The 24,222-nt window shown below is 54.1% G+C and carries 10 protein-coding genes, 2 tRNA genes and 1 pseudogene; all 13 read right to left on the bottom strand.

The features are described 5' to 3' along the window. Positions 1-46: 46 nt before the first annotated feature. Positions 47-1,330 carry a replication-associated recombination protein A gene (locus Q0R57_RS07230; RefSeq protein ID WP_294745329.1) on the bottom strand — a complete coding sequence of 428 codons (1,284 nt, stop codon included), beginning with the start codon at positions 1,328-1,330 and terminating at the stop codon, positions 47-49. Positions 1,331-1,342: 12 nt separating this feature from the next. Continuing rightward, the gene (locus Q0R57_RS07225; protein ID WP_294745326.1) at positions 1,343-2,740 is read right to left on the bottom strand and encodes a C1 family peptidase; all 1,398 of its coding nucleotides are present in this window, start codon (positions 2,738-2,740) and stop codon (positions 1,343-1,345) included. Positions 2,741-2,809: 69 nt separating this feature from the next. Beyond that, positions 2,810-3,601: a TrmH family RNA methyltransferase gene (locus Q0R57_RS07220; protein ID WP_294745323.1), complete on the bottom strand. Its 792-nt coding sequence runs from the start codon at positions 3,599-3,601 to the stop codon at positions 2,810-2,812. 8 nt (positions 3,602-3,609) lie between these two features. Further along, positions 3,610-3,682: transfer RNA gene (locus Q0R57_RS07215), tRNA-Gly, on the bottom strand. A gap of 68 nt (positions 3,683-3,750) precedes the next feature. Beyond that, positions 3,751-3,823, bottom strand: a tRNA-Thr gene (locus Q0R57_RS07210). Positions 3,824-3,935: 112 nt separating this feature from the next. Next, the gene (locus tag Q0R57_RS07205) at positions 3,936-4,130 is read right to left on the bottom strand and encodes a DUF6440 family protein (protein ID WP_294745320.1); all 195 of its coding nucleotides are present in this window, start codon (positions 4,128-4,130) and stop codon (positions 3,936-3,938) included. 212 nt (positions 4,131-4,342) lie between these two features. Further along, entirely contained in the window at positions 4,343-6,028 is a 1,686-nt protein-coding gene (locus Q0R57_RS07200) for a carboxylesterase family protein (protein ID WP_294745318.1), read from the bottom strand. 20 nt (positions 6,029-6,048) lie between these two features. Continuing rightward, entirely contained in the window at positions 6,049-7,743 is a 1,695-nt protein-coding gene (locus Q0R57_RS07195) for a carboxylesterase family protein (RefSeq protein WP_294745315.1), read from the bottom strand. 42 nt (positions 7,744-7,785) lie between these two features. Then, entirely contained in the window at positions 7,786-8,358 is a 573-nt protein-coding gene (locus Q0R57_RS07190) for a hypothetical protein (protein WP_294745312.1), read from the bottom strand. A 169-nt stretch (positions 8,359-8,527) separates the two neighbouring features. Further along, positions 8,528-9,304 carry a hypothetical protein gene (locus Q0R57_RS07185; RefSeq protein ID WP_294745311.1) on the bottom strand — a complete coding sequence of 259 codons (777 nt, stop codon included), beginning with the start codon at positions 9,302-9,304 and terminating at the stop codon, positions 8,528-8,530. A gap of 18 nt (positions 9,305-9,322) precedes the next feature. Continuing rightward, positions 9,323-20,968 (bottom strand): LamG-like jellyroll fold domain-containing protein, encoded by an 11,646-nt coding sequence (locus Q0R57_RS07180; protein WP_294745310.1) that lies wholly within the window; start codon positions 20,966-20,968, stop codon positions 9,323-9,325. Between the two features lie 28 nt (positions 20,969-20,996). Next, complete coding sequence (locus tag Q0R57_RS07175; RefSeq protein WP_294745308.1) at positions 20,997-22,232, bottom strand: hypothetical protein; 1,236 nt, start codon at positions 22,230-22,232, stop codon at positions 20,997-20,999. 47 nt (positions 22,233-22,279) lie between these two features. Then, positions 22,280-24,222: pseudogene (locus Q0R57_RS07170) on the bottom strand (hypothetical protein); the annotation flags it as partial.

The following is a 24,222-nucleotide window of genomic DNA, read 5'->3' as shown; positions in this document are numbered from 1 at the left end:
ACTCTCAACTTTCAATTTTCAACTCTCAACTTTCAATTTTCAACTCTCAATCCTCAAACCTCTTCCCCCAGTAGTTCACCATGCGCTGCCACAGCTTTTCCTCAGCCGGACTGTGCTGTCCGTGCCACAACCGCTTGTCCACCAGTTCGTCGGGCATATACTGCTGCTCTGTAAAATGTCCGGGATAGTCGTGCGGATACTTATAGCCGTCGTGATAACCCAGATCCTTCATCAGTTGCGTGGGGGCATTACGCAGAGGCAGCGGCACAGGCTGGTTACCCGTTTCGCGCACCAATGCCAACGCCGCATCGATGCCCAGATAGGCCGAGTTACTCTTGGGCGAGGTAGCCAGATAGACAGCACACTCCGCCAACGCAATGCGAGCCTCGGGCCATCCTATCTTCATCACCGTGTCGAAGGCCGCATTAGCCAGCAGCAGGGCGTTGGGGTTAGCCAGTCCGATATCCTCGCTGGCCGAGATCACCATGCGTCGGGCTATGAACTGCGGGTCTTCGCCACCCTCAATCATGCGGGCCATCCAATAGAGTGCCGCGTCGGGGTCGCTGCCACGGATGCTCTTGATAAAGGCCGAGATGATGTCGTAGTGCATCTCGCCGTCTTTGTCGTAGGCCAGCGGATTCTGTTGCAGACAATCCTCCACCAGGGCATCGGTGATGACAAGCCCCCCTCCTTGGGAAGGGCTGGGAGAGGCTGTTACCAACTCCAAGATATTCAGCAGTTTACGGGCATCGCCGCCGCTATAGCGCAGCAGGGCGTCAGTCTCCTTCAGCTCTATCTTGCGTTCCTTCAGTATCAGGTCTTTCGTGATGGCACGCTCCAGCAGTTGCAGCAAATCGTCTTTCTCCAGCGACTTCAACACATAGAGCTGACAACGCGACAGCAAGGGACGGATAACCTCGAACGACGGGTTCTCGGTGGTGGCACCAATCAGCGTGACAATGCCCCGCTCCACAGCCCCCAAAAGCGAGTCCTGTTGCGACTTGGAGAAACGATGTATCTCGTCTATAAATAAGATAGGTGATGCCTCGTTGAAGAAGCGCCCTTTCTGAGCCTTCTCTATCACGTCGCGCACATCCTTCACGCCGCTGGTAACAGCCGACAGCGTGTAGAAGGGCGTCTCCAGCTTATGGGCTATGATCTGCGCCAGCGTGGTCTTGCCCACCCCTGGCGGTCCCCAGAGGATAAACGACGAGATGCGCCCCGACTCAATCATCCGTCGGAGCACAGCCCCCTCGCCTACCAGGTGCTTCTGACCGATATAGTCATCCAGCGTGCGGGGCCTCAGCCTTTCTGCCAAAGGTTCTGCCATCGTGTGTATCTTTTATTCGTCCATCTGGAACAGCGGGTCTTCTGGCATCACCATCACAGGAGCCGTCTGCCAGGCCTGCTTCACCTTGGGCGTCACAAACTCGTTGGGCACCACCAGTCGGAACATATAGTCGCGCAGCCAGCGGTCAGTCATAATCAGACAGCCCTGCTGACCCCATGTGGCGCCCCATGAGTTCTCCACCTTCCATTTCGTGGCCTTGCCCTTCTTGTCCAGGTCAACGGCAGTCAGCGTCATCGCGTGAGTAGAACCGCTGTCAAAGGTCGAGATGCGCTCGGCCTTGTCCATGCCGAAGGTAGTACCGAAGAGCGAGCCGTAGTCGAAGTTCTCGGTATCGGCATAGCCGCGTTTGCGGTCCAGCATCTTAGCTACGTCATACGAGCTATAGAGCTTATGACCAGCCTTGAGGGCGTTGATAGCCATCTCCTCGATGTCGTCCATGGGCAGGTTCACGTATTTCCAGTTATGACCATCGTAGGTGTGACGGTCCAACTCTACCTCGTAGGTCTTATAGTACTCGCGGCGCGGGTCGTTCATCACCATGATGAAAGTGCCGTTGAGCTGCTGACCCACCACCTCTTTATAGAATGACTGAGGCGTGTATTCCTTGGCCTCGCCTACCGTCTTGCCATTCTCGTTCTTAAAGGCATAGGTAAACGTCTGTGGCGGCACGCCCATGGTCAGCTGCAGCATGTGGTATATCTGTCCCAGCATGCGCGTCTTGGCCTTTTCGATGGTAGCAGCCTTCTTGTCCTTCTGCACCATCTCGCGCAGCTGCAGTCCGAACTCACGCAGTTTCGAGGCTATCAGGGCGCGAGCCTTCGACGTGTTGTCAGTAGAGTACGACTCGGGCATCACCTCGGTAGGTACCAGTCCATATTTCTCAGCCAGGTCGGCCACACCACAGAAGGTGCCGCCGTCGTTGATGGGATAATGGAAGAAGAACTGCACGCGCAGGTCGTCGATGGGCTTCTTGCCGTTATCGATACATCCCTGCAACATCAGGTTGGCCTTCTCCAGCTGGTCCCAGAAGAAGAGGTATGCCTGCGAGAACTCCACGGTGAGCGAGTCGGTGCGCAGGTTGAAGTCCGAGCGCAGCACGTTCAGTCCGCTGAACATCCAGCAGCGTCCCGATGACTTTTGGTCGGTAATCGACTGTTTCTTGGTCTCTATGCTAAAATGCGTGTCCAGCGCCTTCGCGTTCTGGTGGTTCTTCGCCAAGTCGTCGATGGCATTGCCGGCAATAGCGTTCAGCAGCGCCTTGTCAGAAGCCTGCAGGGCGTTTTCCTTCTGAATCTCGTCGAGCATCTTCGTGCTGATGCCACCGTCTTTGTTCTGTGCCATAGCCGTCAGCGCCACGCACAATCCTACGATTACAAGTCCTTTTTTCATATCGTTTTGTGTTTCAACTTTCCACTTTCAACTTTCCACTTTCAACTTTCCACTTTCAACTTTCAACTTTCAACTTTCACTCATCCTCTGCCTCACCGCCTCGAACAGCAGGATAGCAGCCGACACCGACACGTTCAGCGAGTCTAGGCGTCCACACATCGGAATGCGGATATGGGCATCGGCAGCCTCGCGCCATTGGTTGGTCAGTCCTGTGGCCTCCGTACCCATCACGATGGCTGTACCGCAACGCATATCTGTGTCGTAATACAGTTCCGAGTCCTGCAGCTGGGCCGTGAGGATGCGAATGCCGCGCTGCTTCAGGAACTGGATGCATGTGGCCGAGTCGGTAGCCACCGTAGGCACCGTAAACAGCGCCCCTATGCTGGCACGAATCAGGTTGGGGTTATACAGGTCCGTCAGAGGGTCGCACACCACCACAGCATCGGCCCCAGCGGCATCGGCCGAGCGCAACACAGCGCCTAGGTTGCCAGGCTTCTCCACGCTCTCCAGCACCACTATCAGTGGCTGCTCCCTCAGTTGCAGGTCCCCCAGCCTCATGTGCTTCATGCGCATCACCGCCATCACGCCCTCCGTGCTGCCACGATAGGCTATCTTCTCATACACCTGCGGCGTCACCTCGTATATCTGCTCTGCCCTCAGGTCGTCAATCTGTTCCGTCAGCAGTTGTAGGCAGAAGAACAGACTCTCTATCTCATAGCCCTTGCTCACACAATGGCGCAACTCGCGCAGACCCTCCACGACAAAAAGGTCGGACTGTCTGCGTTCCGACGATTTCTGCTGAAGCAATACCAGCTGCTTCACCTTCTGATTCTGTAAACTGGAAATAAACTGCTGTGCCATGATAGAGGAGCGGAATACGGGACTCGAACCCGCGACCCTCGGCTTGGGAAGCCAATGCTCTACCAACTGAGCTAATTCCGCAGATAGTGTATTTAAGAAAACATGGGGATTCACTCTTCCTGAGCGTCCCCATTGTCTTTTCCTGTTTGAGCCGACACCCGGACTCGAACCGGGGACCTACGCATTACGAATGCGTTGCTCTACCAACTGAGCCATGTCGGCCTCGACTTTTTTAACGCCCTTCCTATCCTGAAAATAGTCCGTTTGTTTCTTAGCGGGTGCAAAGGTAACACTTTTTTCCGTTACCAACAAATTTTGCACCCACTTTTTTTCTCTAATCGTCTATAATCTCGCTGGGCGGGGTCACAATAGGTTTACCGTCCTTGTCAAGCAGCGGAGTAAGCCCACCGCCATATCCATAATGTGCAAACAAATAGTTGATGCCAGTTTCCCTGTCAATAATAATATTCAACTCCTTCATTAAACCACCTTGGGCTTTCTGCCAGATAAAACGTTTGTTCTGTGCCATAATCTATTATCTTTTTTCTGATTCAACATTCATGCCGCAAAGTTAACACTTTTTCTTCTAATATAGTAAACTATAAACAAAAAAAGTGCGCCGACCCATTACTGAGTCAGCGCATCTTTTTGTTTGTGGAGTGAAGGTGGGAGGCCTTTTGTGTAACCTCCCTTCACCTGTCACCCTTCACCACTCTTCTTTTGCATAATTGTGATTGTTTGTTATAGACAATAATACTTGGTCAGGAAATAGGTGCGGTCCCAGTCGAGGATTTTCCGCTGCGATTCCTTCTCGGGGTGGATGTTGAACTCGTCGAAGATCATCAGCTGCTTGTTCTCCAGGTCATAGAGCGGCCACTCCTTGGCCTTGCCGTCGGGCGACTCGGATGCGCTGAGCGACGGATTGCCCGTCTTGGCAAACTGCACCCACATGCGGCGCAGGGTCTTCGAGAAGGTCGCGTCGAATGTGCGTCCCGTTACAAAGGTTTGTTCCGGATGATTGAACACTGTAGAAAGCTCTACGGCATGTCCGCTTTTCATCAGCGGAACAGATGACTCAACCGTGAAGTAATAGTTGTAGGTCTTGCCGCCGGCCTTGGTCTGGTTCTCCGCCTGCCGGAACACAGGCGCAATAAACCATATCTGATTGTATAGGCGGCAGAGGGGATCGTAAGCCTCTCCCTTGACATCCTTGTAGAAGCTCTCCACCAGCGCTCTCTCTTCTGCCGTCAGCCGGGTGAGATTCGTTGTCAGACGTTCATTCAGGAAGTCCATAAAGGGCTCCGGACCTCCTGCACAGACCAAGAAATAGTTCATTTCGTCCTTGTTGCAGCCCTGCATGAAGTCAAGGTCCTTCGCTGCTCCGTTGGCGTAGGCCTCATAAGCATCCAGGGGCAGGAATTTGCCATCTCTTTCAGGGAATACTCGCAGTGTATTCGCATCAGCAGCCTCCACCAACTTCTCAATATCGACCTTCTGAAGGTCGGCAACGGTTTTGCAACCCAATGCGCTCATCACTTCATTTGTGCAAGCAATTGCCTCTGCCTCCGACCTTGAAAAACAAACAGAACCGCTCTGTGCTATCACTCGTTGGAAATAGTTGTGAGAGCCCTCGATGAGCGGAAGCAGGGATACGCTACCTCCGCCTGCAGACTCACCGAAGATGGTCACATTATCCGGATCGCCGCCAAATGCCGCAATGTTGTTGTGTATCCACTTCAGCGCCATCATCTGGTCCATCAGTCCCAGGTTCTGAGCATCGGGGTAGTCGGCTCCGTCGGGCAGGTGCGACAGGTGGAAGAAGCCGAAGACGCCCAGTCTATACTCGATGTAAACAAGTATGACGTCAGGATTCTCTCTGACGAAATTGGTTCCTTCTTCGCGAGGTTCTACCGTGCCGCCTACCTCAAAAGCCCCTCCGTGAATCCAAACCATGACCGGCTTTTTTACGGCTCCGTCATCTGCCTTCCATACATTCAGATACAGGCAGTCTTCGCCTCGCGGATAAAGGGAAGCCCTTTGCCATTCGTCGTCAACCTGACAGGGACTCTTCGCATTGTAATAAGCCTCGTATATGCCATCGTCGGGAACAATGTCAATCGGAGCTTTCCAGCGATGTTCGCCTACAGGCTGTTCGCCCACGAATGGGATACCCTTATAGGCGATGACATTATCGGTCTTTCTACCGACGAAGGTGCCGTTGATGCACTTCACGGCCAGCGACTTGTCGTAATTGCCGTCGGTAATTTTCCTGTTCTCGCCGTACAAGGCTTGCAGCTGCGCCCTTTCCTCAGCAAGCGGATCGTTCTCCGTAACAGGGTTATCGGTGGTGTCGGAGCATGAAGTGAGCACGCTTGTGGCGCAAACGAGGATGGCGGCCATCACGGCAAACAATAGTCTTCTATTCATTATCAGATTGTTTTAAGTTATCAGATGCAATAATACTTGGTCAGGAAATAGGTGCGGTCCCAGTCGAGGATTTTCCGCTGCGATTCCTTCTCGGGGTGGATGTTGAACTCGTCGAAGATCATCAGCTGTTTGTTCTCTAGGTCGTAGAGCGGCCACTCCTTGGCCTTGCCATCGGGCGACTGATCGGCGCTGAGCGACGGGTTGCCGGTCTTGGCAAACTGTACCCACATGCGGCGCATGGTCTTTGAGAAGGTGGCGTCGAAGGTCCACCCCATCTCCAAGGTTATTTCCTGATGATTAAATATTACCGGAAGCTCCACCGAATGTCCGCATCTCAACAGCGGCAAAGAAGATTCTGGGGTGAAAAAATAGGTGTACGACTTGCCGCCGCTCTTGGTCTGGTTCTCCGACAGACGGATAAGCGGCGCGATGAATGTTATCTGGTCGAACAGACGGCTGGTGGCAGAATATTCGGCGGTAGCGTCCTTGACGTCCTGACAATAACTCTCGACCAGAGCCTTCTCCTCGTTCGTCAACTGTGCCAGTTTCTTCGCCTTGCGGTCAGCAGCCCATGGATTCCAGTAATCCAGTCCGAAGCCGTAAATGAAATAGCCCATCTCATCCTTGTTGCAGCCATGCAAGAGGTCGATGTCCTTTGCCGCGCCGTTAGCGTAAGCCTCGTATGGGTCCAGAGGCAAGATGCGTCCGTCTCGTTCTGCCCATACGCGTAGTCCGACCGCAACCGTTGCCTGCAAAAACTTGTCAATATCAACTTTCTGTAGGTCGGAAACGGTCTTGCAGCCGAGCGCCGCCATTATCTCATCCGTACAGGCGATGGCCTGTTCAGGAGAACGTGTGAAGACGGGAGCGCCGCTTTGGGCAATGACGCGCTTGAAATATTGTTGGGAGCCTTCCATCAGCGGCAGCAGGGTCACGCTACCTGCACCGGCGGATTCGCCGAAGATGGTCACGTTGTCAGGATTGCCGCCGAAGCCTGCAATGTTCTCATGCACCCACTTCAGCGCCATCATCTGGTCCATCAGTCCCAGGTTCTGAGCATCGGGGTAGTCGGCTCCGTCGGGCAGGTGCGACAGGTGGAAGAAGCCGAAGACGCCCAGTCTATACTCGATGGAAACAAGAATGACTTCTGGATTTTCCTGTATGAAATTGTGGCCCTCATACAGCGGGTCAACCGTTCCACCCATTTCGAAAGCTCCACCGTGAATCCATACCATGACTGGCTTCGTGGCGGCAGACGAGCCTTCAGCCTTCCAGATGTTCAGGCACAGGCAGTCCTCGCCCTGAACGTAAAGGGAGGCCTTTTCGCTGAGATTCTCCCTCTGATAGGGACTTTTCGCATTATAATAAGCCTCGTACACACTCTCATCTGCAACATAGTCCACTGGCGCCTTCCAGCGCAGTTCGCCCACGGGCTGCTGGCCCACGAACGGGATTCCCTTGTAAGCAACGATGCCTCCTGACCTTTTCCCCACAAAGGTGCCGTTGATGCACTTCACGGCCAGCGACTTGTCGTAGTTGCCGTCGGTGATCTTTTTGTTCTCACCATACAGAGTCATCAGCATCTCTTTGTCACTCAGCGGTTGCTCGGGCTCTGCTACTGCGTTGTCTGCATTGTCCGTGCATGAAGTGAACACCATTGTTACGGTGCATATGATAAGGGTGGCGGCCATCATCCAAAGATACTTCTTCTTCATAATTGTTATAGTTTTAATTAATAATATGTGTAGTTATCTTTGCTATTTTCTGGCCGTTTCTACTTCCGTCACGAAGCACGCCACGAGGCCGTAGGTGATGGTGGGACGGATCCAGATCTCCGTGAGCATGTAGTTGGTGTACTCGCTGGTGGGTTCCAGGTAGATGTCCAGGTTGTAGAGCGCGGCAATGATCATGTCGATGATGCAGATGAGCCACAGGTTGCGCTTGGTATAGCTCTTCCAGTTCTTGCGCGCGTAGAAAAAAGTGAGTGCGCAGAGCAGCAGCACAGAGAGGGTGAGGCATGCCAGATGAAGACCATAATAGGCCAGAGGCGGCGCGAAGAGGATGTCGCGCAGCAGCACCGTCATGCCCACCGAGATGGAGCACCAGTAGTTAAACTGCTGTGTGGTGATGTGGGGCGAATTGAAGAAGTACATCCAAATCATCACCAGACAGGCAATGTAGAACATATTGAGCACCAGCTCAGGCCACGCCTCAGCCAATCCAAAATGGGCAATGCCGTAGAGCATGACGCCCACCGACACCATCCCCGCCACGGCGGTAATCACGATGTCGAAAATCTTTGCACCTTTTTTGAATCTTGTCTGCATCATTTTAATTTATTTGTTTCAACATATAATTTTCATGTAATTGACCATATAATTATCATTAATGAGTAATTCGTGGGACTCGCTACGCGCTTGGCTCGTCCAAGAATTCGTGTTCCTTTTAATATTACTGGTAACGGCAGCGGGAGTCGAACCCGCTACCGTTTGTACGCTGTTATAGTTTCACAGCGTCGGGGATGGTGTACAGCTTGCCGGCTGTAGCATCATAGTACTTCAGCGTCAGCGACTCACCAGCGTTGCGACCGAAGATGAGCAGCTGGGTGCTGCCGGACGAAGCGAGCGACACCGTGCCGCGACACTCTTCGCCCACGAAGGCAGCTACCATGTTGCCACTGACGGGGGTGAGGCCCACCTTGGTCAGGAGCGGCTCCACGTCCACCGTCTTCTGCACGGGATACTTGGCCGAGCCGAGCGTGAACTCAGGGACGAAGGCCTCGTCGATGCCGGTGGTCTCATCAGCGTCCAGCGTGATGTTGTCGGTCAGCGTGAAGAGGTGCTTCAGCGTGGAACTGTAGTATTGCAATGACATGTTCACCGTTTCCGAGCCCGTCTCGTTGCCGTAGGCCTTCATCAGGAACTTGCCCGTGGCCGTTCCGCCGCCCACGCTGACGGCAGGCTTGGCCAGTGCGCGTATCTCGCCGTTCACGAAGAGCGCCATCAGGTCGCCGTCGGAGGCGTAGGCCTTCAGCGCATCCTCTATCTGCACCTTCAGGATGGTCCAGTTCGCATAGAGCGAGCCGTCGGGCTCCGTCCAGTTGGGGCGCTCCTGATTGTTGCTCCAGTCTATCTGCCACGCAGGAGCCTCAGTGACCGTGGTCTCCGTGTAGGCAGCATTCTTTGGATCATTGACATTATTGTCATCGTCGCTGCTGCTGCAAGCCCCCAGTACGAGGCTTGCCAGCAGAACGAACATTAATTTTATCTTATTCATAATACTCTTTATTTAATGTTACTTAACGACGATCTTACGACCGTTGAAGATATACACACCACTCTTGGTTGGACGCTTCTGCAGCTTCATACCGTTGATGCTGTACCACTGGCCGTCGGCATACTCAGCACGGGCGAAGTTGATGGCTGTAGGCTGGTCGGGACTGCCGATGACGGCATTGGCCTTGTAGGTCATCACTTCGCCGGTAGAAGCTACGATTTCGCCGTCACGCTCGATGGCGAACCAGATGTTGGCGCTGGCATCGCCAGCGATGCTCAGATAATTGACAATTGACAATTGAGAATTGACAATTACGCTACCGCATTCCTCGCCGTTCGAGTAGGCGATAAGCACATCACCATCTTCCACTTCGAAGCCTTCTACTACGGCGCTTACGGTCATCGTGCTGCGTGCCTTGGCGGCGGCAGCGGCGCGAGTAGTACCGGTGTTCCAGTCCTCACGGAAGTTGCTGTTCAGGTCGTAGAACGGATAGGTGAACGAAGCGTCGCTTTCGGCCTTGCGCAGCATCATGTAACCCTCGCCGGGCTTCATGTACTGCAGCGAGCCGCGCCAGCGTCCGGTGTTGCCGGTCTTGGTGAAGTAGGCAAACTCGGTGTGACTCTTTATCACGTCGCCGGGTTCAGCATTGTCGAAGTAGTCGCTCAGAGCCGTCTCCACGCTCAGGTTGGTCATCGGCGTGTAGCCAATGGCGTTCCAACCCTTGCTCACCTTGATGGTACGGTCGTCCTGATCCTTGATGACGGTGCCGCCAACCGGCAGAGTGCAATCCTTCTTGACCTTGATGGCATACGCATTCTTCGGCGAGATGGTCACGGTATCGGTGCTACCGGTGGCAATCCACTGCTTCTGTGCTGCCTCGTAGGTCAGCGTCAGGTTGCTGCCCAAGTCGGTCAGGATGTCGCCGTTGCTCCACTTCATGCCGCCCAGCAGTGTGTTCACGTCGCTGAGCTGGTCGCTCTTCAGGTTGAACGATACCCAGTTCCAGCCTTCCTGCAGGTTGAACTTCTGTACGATGTTCTCACCGCCGTCGAAGCGGACAGGCGTATCGGTACCCAGGATGGCATCCTTCGCGAACGTGATGGCAGGACTGGTGGTTAGCACAATCTCACGACCGGTGTTGTACTGCCACAGGCGGAAGTTCAGCTCGCGGCCCACTGACAGACTATCATAGACGGTCAGGAACAGTCCGGTCTCACCCGTCAGCTCAGAGTGGCTGATGTTAGCGAAGCCGTGGCATACATTCTCGTTGTCGAAAGCACCCACAATGTCGCGCGTATCAGTGTCGAGTTCATTGAACAGATAGACCTGTCCGGAGATGCTCATCGAGTTCTTCAGGAGCTCACTCGGCACGCTCGTTGCCCAGTCTGGTGCATCTCCCTCAACCGTCAGGTTCAGGTAGAACGGCTCAGTGATACCATTCTCGTCAGTCAGATAGAGAATCTCATTATACGTACCGATGTTCAGGTCCTTGCTGACCATTGCATCTACATAATCAGGACTCTGCGGTGCGATGACGTCGCTGTACTTGCTCAGCGTGAGCCATGACGGGCAGTTCTCGATGGTGTAGGTGTGGTTCTTGGCGCTGTTGTTGTAGAACGGCAGTGTCAGGATCTGGTCGTCATCCTCGCCTGTACCATACTTCATGGTATGATCGAATCTGTTGACGAGCCACTCCAGACTGCTGGCTGTTACCAGATAGCAAGCCGTCTGCGGAGAAGCCAGCGTGTTACCGTACTTATCCTCTACCTCATACAGGGTCACATAGATGTTGCGATGGTTCAGCTTAGTAGCAGCCTCGTCGAGCTCTACCATCACCTGGTTACCTCTGCCGATGAAGCTGTACTTCAGGTTGGTCACCTCCTCGTAAGGCAGTACAGGAGCAGCCTGTGCCTTATCGATGTGGCTCATGACGACATCCTCGCCATCCGTAAACTCATACTTGCGAGCAGGAGTCTGTGTAGGCTTCTGTGTCTCGGGATCAAGTTCATAGACGATGTTACCATCGGCATCACGCTCTATTACCTTACTATATACATAAGGTACCATCTCGATGGTGTTGTCCGACTGCAGTTCCTGACGGTCGAAGCCCAGATAAGTCTTCAGACCAGCCTCATCACCGTTCGGGCTCTTCTTCGAGTAGGTGTTGATGAGCGTCTGCGGCAGGGCCTGAGCGAAGAAGCAGAGCTCGTCGATATTACCCTTCAGCGGAGCTGTGCCGTCGTAAGTGTTCTTGTCGACCACATAGCGGCTTGCACCGATGAGCGGATAGCCACCGCTGATACCACCCAGTGTATCGGTCTCGAAGGTAGCGCGTACCTCCTGGTCTACGTAGATGTTAGCCACGTTGCGAGCACGGTTCACGGTCATCGCATAGTGGTGCCACTGGTTGTCGCTCCAGTTGCCCGGTACCTCGATAGCGAAGCCGTTCGAACGGTACATCAGCTTCTCAGCCTCGAATCCGATGTGGAACTGGTTCTTCGCACCGTCGTCCTCCTTCAGACCACGGCCGTTAGAGAGCAGCGTACCGCGACCCTCGGCATCGGTCTTGAACCAGAACATCAGCGTGTAGTCCTGTTCGCTAGTTCGATCCAGGGTGCTGCTCTTCAGCTGCAAGCCCTTGTCTTCCTTGTTCAGGTGCAGTGACATACCACGTGGCATAGCCCAGTTAGCACCGATCAGCTTGGCATTGGCACCCTGCGTCTTGTCCATCGCATAGTCGCCAGAGCCCTCATTCATCGGGTAGTAGTCTACGAGATCCTTCTCATAGCCTGACAGACGGCGTCTGCCGTAGGTATTGCTGAGCAAGCCGCCATCCATGGTGCGGTACCACAGGCGAGCCTCCATCATGCGGCCCTCGTAGTACTTGCTTTCTGAACGGTCGCTCTCGTTGGTACGACCGAAGATGAGCTTGCCAGTACCGTTGTACAGGTTCTCCATCTTATAGGTACCCAGTGCGTCACCATCTCTGAAGAACGTCAGTGTGCTGTCCTTCTGGTCGATGACGAGTGCCACCTTTGAGAAGGTGTTCTTCTTGATGGCCTCCGTCGAAGTGAACTGCTGTTCGTCGACGACAGCCTTCAGCTTGAAGTCCTCCGTCAGCCACAGCTGCAGCTTATTACCATTGGTGCCGTGTGAGAACAGTGGCATCTCGCGTCCTGTCTCAGTGGGCTTCACCATCAGGTCGATGGTCACGTCCTTACCGCTGAAGTTACGCTTAGCCTCACTCTCTACGCTGGACTTATCCGTGAACTGGATGCTGACCATCTCAGAGAGGTCGTTATTGTTCACCTCGCCCTTCACCTCGAAGTTAGTGCCGGCACGCAGGTAGTTATATTCAATATCCTCAGAGAAGTTGAACACGATATCATCACCGATGTTCAGCAGACCACTCTTCGGTTCAGGTGTGCCGAACAGCTGCGGACGACGGGTATCCTTCACACCGCTGATAATCTTCGACGATGTGGTGAGGAACGAGTTACCGTTGCGGCAGAAGACGACGGCACGCAGGTCGTATAGCTTCTCGATCACCCAGTCTTCACCGAAGAACTGTGTGACGATGTTACCGTTCTCAGGAATCATCTCGCGAACGCCGTTGGCACCTGCCATCAGCAGCGAGTCAGCATAGTATGAGCAGATGTTCGTCCAAGCATCATCACCACGTTGTGACTCCTTATACTGGAACTCGATGTGGTCGAAGTTATGCTGGTGCTTGTCGAAGCCGTTGATGACAACGGGGATATACCAGCCACGTTTGCTGTCCTGCTGGGCCATGGTGTTGATGACCCACTTGTCGCCAGGCATGGCAATGTTCACCGGTCCGGCCTCACGCAGGAAGTGTACGTCGAACGAAACATACTCCGTAGTGTGCGAGGGGTCAGTGGGCGACAGGAAGCCCAGGCGCAGACCCTCATAGTCGAAGCCGTCGCCGACACGTACCTCAATGGTCTTCTCGGTTACGAAGGCCGGGTCGAGGTAGATCTCCGTACCGCTGGCGGTCAGTGGATGACCGTCGATGGTAATCTTGGCACCGTTCGGGTTCGACTGGTCGTCTACGAACAGGCTGAACGGAGCAGTGGTCTTGACAGCCTCAGGCTTCTCGCTCTCGTTGGCGAGATAGACCTTGAAGCGGGCAGCGTCGTTGACCGATACACCGCTGACGCTCTGCTTGTCGAGGCGAATCTTCGGGTTGTTAATCTTCATGGTGCGCTGGTCAAGTACCGTACCGGCGTTCCATATCATCGTCGTGCGCTCGTCCTCCCATGGGTTGCAAGTAGCACCGCCACGGGTACGGTATACGAAGCCCTGCGGACCGAGGATAGCCATGGTCACCTCCTGCTCCAGTTGTTTCAGGATGTACTTCTGCTCCTTCTTGAACTTGTCGCTCATGAAGATAGTGACATAGTCAGTGTTGTCGTTCATCTTAGAGCCTGGATCGTCGGGGATGAGTTCAAACTCTTCCTCCTCTTCCTCTTCATCGTTGCCCAGGTCAGGCAGTGCGACGCGATAGACATCCACATTCAGATGGCTCAACGGGTCAGGAGCAATGGTGAAGCTCTCCTTGCGGCTATAGGCCTTCTCTGAACCGTAAGTGCCATCGCACTCTGAGGTCAGCACAGGCGTGAGCTTCCACTTGAACTTCGTACCGCCGAAGCCTACCTCAGCCTCAGCGCCAGTGGGCTCCTCTTCCTTCTCGGGATCCATCTTAGCACCGGGTTCTTCCTCCTCAACAGTTTGCAGTGCTTTCAGGATAGCCTCAAGAATCTGCTCACCGAGCATCTCGCTGGCGTCCTTATCCTCGTCGGCTACGAAGAACATCGGATCGTCTGAGAATGGGAAGTGCAGCATCATGGCGTTCGTGAAGTTGGTCTCGAACGACTCGCTGTAGCTCACTGCATCAGCACCTGCCACGTCGTAGTTAGCCACGAGGTCATCAGCCGTCAGCTTCTCATATTCGTTCTGTGCAATCATCATCGACCAGCCAGCCACCAGTGCAGCCTTCTCCGATACCTCGTCGGTAAAGAGCTGATCGGTAGTCTTCGGCAGGATAATGATGTAGTTGGTCGTATCGTTAGGCTCAGTCACCGTTGTGTTGTAGAGGGCATTGCCCACACCGAACAACGGATCCTGCGTATCGCGCAGCGACAGATAGACAGGACGCTTGGTCTTGTCAGCCATGGCCTGGGCCTCTTCGCGTGTACCGATGTACATCAGGCTCAGAATTTCCTTGGCCAGTTGCGGGATGACCTGCTTCAGGATGTGCTTCTGTGAGTAGATGAACTGTGACTCCAGTTTCGGACCGTAAGCCATCGACTCATCACGTACCAGGTGGTACTTGTTGCCTGCGGCATCGTAGCCCTCGGCAATGTGGATCATCGAGCCATACGCGCTGAACATGCCCATCAATCCGGTAGGACCTTCGCCAGTGGTCAGACCCACGCGGCCTGCCATGTGCTGGTACATTGAGTCAGGCAGTGCACGGATGGTGGACATCGGCATCACCTGGATGTTCTGTACCATACCGATATAGAGGTCGGCATCAGCACCCACCATGTCAGGATCGCTGCTCGTGGTGATGTCGTTACTGGTGGTCATCGTGTACGAATAGGCCTTGTTGCCCGTCATGTCGAATACGAACTCAGAACTGGTGGCGTCACCGTTCTCAGCGGTGAAGATGTCACCCGAGGCAGTACCGGCACCCATCGGAGCGGATACCGTACCGATATACGAGTTGGTCTTCTCGCCTGTGGCAGCGGTATATTTGATACCTGCCGACGCCTTCAGATCCATCTTGTAAGAGAAGTTGAGCGTAGAACCCTCAGAGAGTGTTGCCGTACTGTGTGATCCTGGCGGGTCGCGCAGGATGTCAAACAGCAGAGGTTGTCCGTTGGTCATCACGTCGATACCTGTTCCGATGGGGAACATGTTGAGCACGAAGCCGTTCAGCGGGTCTGCCTCATACATCGTGCCGTCCTGCTCAGCGGTGAAGGTCACCGTCTTCAGAGCGTTCTCGCCAGAGAGCAGCTGTGCGGTCTGGTCAACACCCAGTTCAAAGACGGCCTGTCCATTTTCATCCAGCGGCAGGATCTCCCTGTTCATGCCGGCCTTCATGCCGTTCTGCATGGTAGCATAGCCACCGCTGACAGGAACGATATCCAGGCGCTCTGTTGTCGGGTCGTTGTTATAACGATAGCTCTCAGCCACCTGTACCTGGATGTAGTACTTGCGCTCCAGGCTGAATACGGGATAGCCGAAGGTGTAAGCGGCACGTCCGTCAGCACCCTTGTAGGCCAGGGGCACCATAGCCCTGTCGCCTGCCAGATTGGTGGCGGCATAGGTCTTGTCGCCAAAGTAATCGAAGTTGTCGAAGCCCTGCTGCTTATAGGTCAGCTCGATGGGGCTGCGATAGATGCGGTTATAGATCGCGTTGTAGGTCAGCATAGGATCTGACAGTTCGTTGCCATCGATATCCGTGAAGGTACCTACGAAGATGGTATCTTTCGCTGTGAGGCAGTCTGTCAGGTCGATAACCTCACTGACCTGATCTTCCTGGAACAGCGTGGGATAGCCCTTACAGTAAACCTGCTGTACCTTCCAGCGTACGGGCGGCAGCTTCACGACATACTCACCGGTAGCTGAGTCAGGCATCACCTCCATGCGCTTACGCGTGGTCTTCACATAGGTCTTGTGGCCGTTGCCGTGCTCATAGATGGCTTCACGCTCGGTCTTGTTGCGGTTCGTGTTCTCATAGACCAGCCATGAGCCGTTGTCACCCTCCAGGGTGAGCACAATCTTCAGCGAGTCGCCCAGGTTGTTCTTCGACAGGTTGTAGCCAAGCGGCAGCTCGCCCTGATCCTTACCACCGACTACGCGGCCGGTCAGCTTCACCTTCGTAGCGTCGTAGAAGCGGATGTCTGCCACATCACCACCGAAGTCATGACCTTCTGGTCCCTTGAAGTAGCCGTTGTTTACAAACTCGTGACCGTCCATCTTGATCTGGATGGTGTCGACGCCACTTCTTACGCGGAACGAGAAGCTTCCGTCATATTCCGTCTCTACGTATTTGCCTGCGCTGTTGTACACATCCATACCGTTCACCTGGAAGCGGGCACCCTTCACGGGGATGCTGGTGCCTTCGTAGTACACGAGACCTGAGAAGCGCTTACCATCGATGATGATGAAGTCACGCAATACGGCATCGTTGCTCTTAGAATCGAAGGTCACGGTAGCAGCGTCCTCACCCTGTTTGGTTTTGATATTGATAGGCTGCACACGGTAGGTCGTGCTCTGGCCGCCCTCCTTGTAGGGCAGCTCGTCAGCCACGAAGTATCCGCTGGCGTCGGTGGTCACCTTTGCCAGTTCCTTGCTGGTTTCTTCGTCTACGACGGTCACCTTCACTTTGGCAGCACCAGTACCGTCGTTGAAGCGTACATAACCTGCCACACGACCGGTATTCTTACAGTGGCCTTCCTTCACGTCAGTCTCACTGAAGGTGATACCTTCACAGTCGTTCACCGCGCGTACCTTATATTCATAGTTCTTCACAGGCGATACGGTCTTGTCCTCGTAGCTCAGATTGTCGATGTTGGTAGCTATCTCCTCCCAGGCGTCATCGCCCTTGCCTACCTCGCGGCGCAGCACGGTGAAGTAGTCAATCATGTTGCCGTCGGTATCCCAACTCAGCACGACGCTGCTCTGGCGGGTCTCCGTCATCAGGGTCTTCTCAATCTTACCATTGTTGGTATGATAGAAGTCAGGCAGTGTAGGCTTGGAGATAGGATCGTACTTAGGTTCATCCATGGTTGTGGTAACAGGATTGATGGTATTACCTTCCAGCTTCCAGCTGCTGCCGAGATACTTCTCAACATCAGCCTCAGTGATAGTCACATCATAGGCAGGTTTGATGATAGGCACCACATTGTCGTCGACAATCTTCCAGTTGTCGGCACCCAGAGTTTCCAGCATTTCTTTTGCGGCAGCTGCGTTGTTCTTTGTGGTCATCACAGGCACGGCCTTACCATCGACAATCTTCCACGTACCGGCTTGATTGCCGTTCATCAGGTTAACCACCTCATTCTGATTGGTCTTGTTGTAGTGATTTACTGTGTTCCAGTCGTGCCGGGTAACAGTGAAACTGCTGCCATTGGTTCCCCAAGGTCTCGTATTATCCCAACAGTAGTACTTATTCTGGGCTGTGGGCGAACCATTGTCATAGACACGGTGCAAAGACCAATTGCCTCCGTCGCACCATCCGATGATTTCGCCTGCATATGACCCACTTTGCCAATTAGTGATAACATTGCCGTCAAAGCGACAGTCGTTCATATTTACGGTTCCATTTTTCGAATGTCCGATGATACCACCGGCATGGGTATTCCCCGCGTACACTTCTGTAGATACCCACACACGGTCGATATTGATGGTGGGGGTACCAATTGCAGAGCCTATCAGACCTGCGGAATGAATACCGCCATTGACCTTACCCGTTACATGCAGATCCCTGATGTTGGCATTCCAAACATAGCAGAAAACAGCGCAAGCCTTACCGTCATTGCGCCAAGTGTCAACATTCAGCGTATGACCATTACCCTCAAAGGTTCCACGCCAGTAAGTGTCTTCGCTTAAACCGATACCCAGGCCTGTGGTGATGTCGGCCTCAAGGCTGGCATCAACCCAATATTTGCCTTTATTAGCCTCTGTCATGTCACGGAATGTTTTCCAGTCGTCGGCGTTGCGGATGGTAATAAACTTCGACCCCATTCCTCTGACAGCATGGCTGTTGGTAACAGTCACAGATCCGCTAGCATTCTTTCGTGCCCACGTTTCGTTGTTGTCTGTTTTGGTGCTGATGCGGTCGGGATTGAAGAGACAGTTATCAATGGTTGCCGAACTCTTTTCATCAACCCAGCTAATGAAGCCAGCGTTGCCGGTGCAATTGTCGCCCTCAAAACGGCCGTCGAACTTACTGTTGCGTATCGTGACATTGGAATTGGATACTCGTCCTACGAAACCAGCGAGCGTACCTTCACCATCCATAGTACCTTTCACGGTGACTGATGACTGGCAGTTTTCAATGGTTGCCGTACCATTAAGGACTTGTGCAACGAGACCTGTTGCATACATCTGACTGGATGTGATGGTACCTGCCGTATGCAGATTCATAATGGTGGCATTACCCACGTTTACGAAGGGGCCGACGAATTTTCGCCCATGATCATACACGTTGAAGGTCAGCGTATGGCCGTTGCCATCAAACGTACCACGGTAGGCATAAGTATCTTCGAAGCCAACCATGATGCTACCAGCATTCACATCGGCTTCAAGGCGGGCATCCACATCATACTGACCCTGGGCTGCCTCCACCAAATCCCTGAATGTAGTCCAGTCATTGGCACTACGGATGACGATAATAGGTCTATACTCAGTGATGGCATAGCTGTTGATGAGCGTATAAGAGCCTGTACCGATACGTGCCCACGTTGCGCAGCCATCAGGCTTGGTGTTGATATGGTCAGGCGCAAAGACGCAATTGTCAACAATTACAGCTCCGTTGGCATAGCCCACGTAGCCACCGTTATTGCTGCAATTGGTACCTACAAAGCTACCGTCGAACTTACAATTTCGGAACATGACAGTAGCATCGGTATTTACGACAGTCACAAGACCACCGTTGGTGGCATCGCCATTCACGCTACTATTTATAGTGACTGATGAGCGGCAGTTCTCAACAGTAGCGTTCGCATTAGGAAGGACTTGGCCAATAAGACCGCCTATAAACTTCTTGCTGGAGGTAATATTTCCTGCCACGTGTAGGTTCTTGATCGTGGCATTGCCCACCCAAACGAAGGGGGCAACATTATCTCTCTGATGGTCATACACGTTGAAGGTCAGCGTATGGCCGTTACCGTCGAAGGTACCACGATATGCGATATTCGAATCAAAACCCACCATAGTGGAGCCTGCGTCAAGATCGGCATAGAGGCGGGCGTTCACGTCGTACTCGCCTTTGGCTGCCTGCACCTTGTCACGGAACGTCTTCCAGTCGTCAGCATTGTGGATGGGGAAGAAGAATGGCGTAATATTCTCTACAAAGTCGAGGGGCGACTTGTCGCGCTCCACATACATATCTATATCATAATGTACGCACGAGCGCGAGAGGTTCAGCACCTTGTAGCGCTGCTGGCGCTCGTCTTGGTTCAGCTCGACGGTTCTGTCCTCAATGATCTTGCCGTCGTTGTTCGTTGCGGTGAGGTGCAGCATCATCTTGGCACGGTCGTCCCATACGCCATTGTATTCATCAGCATAGTCCCACGACACGCGAACGGTGTAGGCACGCTCGTCTTCCCACTTGGCACTCCAGTTGGCAATGCGCAGCAGGTGCAGGTTATCGACTACCGTCGAGGCGCTGGTGGCACAGTTATTGGCTGCATCCCAGCCCCAGATCTGGCTCATGGTACGACGTACGCGGTAGGTCAGCTTATCCAGCGTACCGCCATTGACCAGCATATTCTTTTTGATAGACTGCACAATAGTGCTATCCACGAAGACATATTCGCTCTTCTTCGAAGCCTGGGTGAACACCTCCTGACCGATGGTCTCAAAGTCTTTCTCTTCACCTGTCAACGAGCGCTGAATCTCGAAGAAGTCGGTCAGCGAGAAGTCCTCGAAGTCGAGGTACGGCACGCTCCACTTCAACTCCACCTTCGGGTTGACACCGTCAATGGCGGTGGCACTCAGTCCTACAGGCGCATGGATCATGGTCAGGTCTTCTGATGTCGACACGACGGGCTCTATATCATAAGAGGAGTCGCCTTCGCCCTTCATCTTGTAACTGGCCACAATGCGGAAGTTATTGTGAGGCTCGGTGGCATTCAGACGGATAACGCCGTTGTTGACGTTTTTATCCATATCCACCTTGACGACGTTCTTGTTCGCATCCGTATATTCGTAGTAAATCCAGTTGATGGTGGTCGATGCCAGGTACCAGGGCACTTCTACCTGTCCCTTGAACTTGGTAGAAAGCATAGCATCAGAGATGATGGGCTGCAGCGTCTGACCTGCCGAAGGCATGGTGATGGCATCTGGGGCAGGAAGCGTCAGCGTCGCATCTGAGCGGCCGTTACCGTTACGCTCTACATCCCACTTGAAGGTGAGCTTCTTACCCAGCACGTTGTAGGGCACATACCAAAGGGCAGTAACATCGTAGGTCTCGGCATCGTCATTGTTTTGAATCACATCACCGCCTACGGAACCACCGCTGGTAACCTTCACACTGCTACTAGTGTTGCCAAGCGTCACCTGAATGTAACCACCGGCTTCGGTACTGAATGTAGTCCAGCACTTGTCGGCAGAACCGTCGATGTTCTCGGAAGCCTGCCAGCGGAAAAGCGTAATCTCGCTGCCACCGCCAATGGACACTTTCAACTTACCGTCTTTAATCCAGCAGTCGTATCCTTCCTGGACATAGACCGGTACATGGATCTTCACCGTGTTCGATCCATCCAATGACACACTGTAGTTGTACGACTTGTCAACATACGTGTCGTACGTGTCGGCCACCGCCTGTTGTGGCAGCAGCCACGCGAAGAGCGCCGCCAGTAGTAGCCACGGTCGCCCTCGCCTTGTTTTTGATAAATTGTTGTACATAATAATAATAAATTAGGTTAATATAAAATTACTTTATCACTGTCTTTACACCATTATTTATATATACGCCTGCGCGTGAGGGCTGCGAGAGGCGGCGGCCCTGCAGGTCGTAGTATTTGGCGGCCAGGCTCGTAGCGGCACGGGCGGCGGAGACACCGGTGGTCACGGCCTCCTTGGCCTGCACGACCAGCTCCTTCATGAAGGCGGTGGCGAACTCCAGGTCGGCCTGCGTGTAGCTGTCGTCGGCCTGCACCTGCTTGGCCGCGTTGATGAACATCTGCATCACCTCGGCGACGGAGGGGTTGCTCTCCTGGATTGTGGTCATGTAAGCCTCGCCATCGGCGATGGCAGCGGCGAGGTCGGCATGGGCTATCTCCATCTTCATCTGCTGGAGACCTTCAGTCAGGACTTGGGTAACGAATTCCAATACCTCCATCGAAGTGCCCTCCATGGACTTGGCGTTATTGATGACGTTGGTCAAATTCTGGGCCTGCTCGGGGTGTGTCTCCTGAATGGTGGCCAAGTAAGCCTCGGCATCGGCGATAGCGGCGGCGAAGTCGGCCTGTGCTATCTCTAACTGCATCTGCTTGATGCCTTCAGTCACGACTTGGGTAAAGAATTCCAAGACATCTACCGAAGTGCTCTCGATGGCCTTGGCATTGTTAATGAGGTTGGTCAACTTCTCGGCCTGCTCGGGGTGTTTCTCCTGGATGGTGGCCAGATACTCCTCGGCCTTGGCGATGGCGGCGGCGTAGTCGGCCTGTGCCACCTCTATCTTAATCTGCTGGAGACCTTCAGTCACGACCTGGGTAACGAATTCCAATACCTCCATCGAAGTGCCCTCCATGGACTTGGCGTTATTGATAAGGTTGTTCAACTTCTCGGCCTGCGCGGGGTAGTTCTCCTTGATGGTGGCCAGGTACTCCTCGGCCTCGCTGATGGCGGCGGCGTAGTTGGCCTGCGCCACGGCAATCTTGCACTGGTTCACGCTCTCGTTCATGAACTTGGTAGCGAAATCAACGTCCTCTTGCGTCGCATCGGCATCGTTCAGCACCGTCTTGCAGGAGTTGATGAGCATGGTCAGCACCTCGGCCTGCTTGGGGTTGCTCTCAAGGATGCTGCTGTTGTAGGTCTCGGCCTCGCTGACGGCGGCGTCCAGCGCTGTCTTGTCGGCAGCTGCCTGCACGGTCAGGGTGGTCAACATGGCAAGGATGAACATCATGGCCATCCGCGCCGTTCTCATGTTACTGATAATTGTTCTCATAATAGTTTTGTTTTATTTGTTTAACATATAATTGTCTTGTTAGTTTTTTATTTGATTATTACTTTACGTCCGTTATTCACATAAATGCCCTTCACGCTGGGCTTGCCGCTGAGCTTGAGCCCGTCAATGGTGTACCACGCGTCGCTAGAATTGAGATTTGAGATTTGAGAATTGAGAATTCCCGTGGTTTCAGAGCTATCGCCGAAGTCGATGTCGAAGTCAGTTATCTGGCGGGCTGATCCTCCGTCCGTACCAATCTTGAAGTAAGCACGCTGGGCTCCGAGAGAGGCGCCGCTGAGCGGATAGTACAGCTTGTTGGCATCGCCAAGGAAGAGGATGCTCTTGTCCTCGCTGTCGAACGCGGTGTACTTGTATGTTCCGAGGAAGCGGACGCGCTCTTCGCCCGATACGCCGTTGTCATAGCTGCGGTCGGTCGCGTCGATAGTCACGCCGTTGAAGAAGGGGCTGACGATGTCGCTGGTCCCGTCGGCATTGGTGCCGTCGTATGCCACGTAGGGGTCGGGCTTAGTCCACTTGATGATATACGGCGTGCCGGCCACGAGCGTCGTCACGGCGTCGCCGAAGGTGAGGTTGAGCGTCGTGCCGCTGATGCTGGCCTCGGTCAGCGTGCGGGCTTCGGCTCCTGCGAGGGGCGAGCCAGCGATCGTCACGTCGAAGGGCAGGCAGATGGTGTTCCACGCGCCGTCCTTGTAGAGCGTGCGGTCGGCTAGCGTCACATTGGCAGGGTAGCCGTTGGCACTGCTGATGGTCGTGCCGTTGTCGGCGTTGTCGGCGAGAGTAATGGCGATGGAACTTGCCGCGAAGCCGAGGACAGGTCTGACATTGTAGCTACTCGTCTTTCGGTTGGTGTACCAATAATATTCGCCGAAGAACCAACCTTTTTCAGAATCAGAACTGGACTCCGTAGCAGACCAATAGCCGCCGTCTTTGTTAAATGCCGCGCCGCCAGCATTGGTAATGTAGGCATTCACATTGGCATCGCGGGTTTTACCGTAATTGTCGCCCGTCGTCGAGCCGAGGTTGGTGAAAATGGCATCGTAGTCACCCTTCTGCGCCACGCACCAGTCAGACACTGCTACCACGCCCAGCGAGGTGTAGCTTGCGAGGTTGCCTCGGGCATTATCGTTGGGCAGCAGTTTCAGCGTGGTGCCGGCGTAGCCGGTCACCGACTCCCAACCGTTGATGGTATTCCACGTCTGCGATGTGGCGTCCTGCAGGGCGAGGATGAGGCCGTGGCCCGTCGAGGTCACCTTGCCTAAAACGCCCACGGCGGTGCAGCCATCGGGCACGGCTCTCTTCGCGTCGTGCAGATGGCCTGCTGCGCACACCACCTTGCCCACGTCCTGGGCAGTGGCTGTGCTTAGCAGCCTGAAGTCAGACACCATATCAGGATCCACGTAGTAAGTGCCGTTGTAGAAGATGCCATGCTCGTAGGCCTTCACCATGCCGTAGTCCTGCACGAGACTGCCGACATCCAACAAGGCGTTGGCGACGGCCTCAGTGCCCTGATTAGTGGGCAGGTTATCGACAGCGACGTAGTAGCAGTTGGTGATAGTAGGCTCGTTGGTGGAGTACACACAGGTGAAGGTGTTGGCGACCATTCCTGCGCCCACGCTGCTGGGTTTCATCAGCGAGTTCGTGATGGTGGGCGTGTTATATGTCGGCCATCCGATGAATCCGCCGCAGTTGGTTGTGCTGGCAGTGGTGGCAAAGGAGCCGTCGAACACACAGCCTTCGATGATGATGGTGTTGTTTTCATCACTCAATGTGCTGACCAGTCCGCCGTGGGTGCCGTCGCCGTTGACGCTGCTGTTGATGGCTACCGAACTGCGGCTGCCCGTGATGGTCAGCGCACCGTGTGACTCGCCCACGAAGCCGGCAGCCTTCTGTACGCTGGTGTAGATGGTACCGTCAACGTGCAGGTTCTTAATCGTGGCGTTCTTCACGTGGCGGAACGGGGCGCAGTATT

Source organism: uncultured Prevotella sp. (genome assembly GCF_946407605.1).
Classification (GTDB): Bacteria; Bacteroidota; Bacteroidia; order Bacteroidales; family Bacteroidaceae; genus Prevotella.
This window is presented reverse-complemented; position numbering and strand designations above follow the sequence as displayed.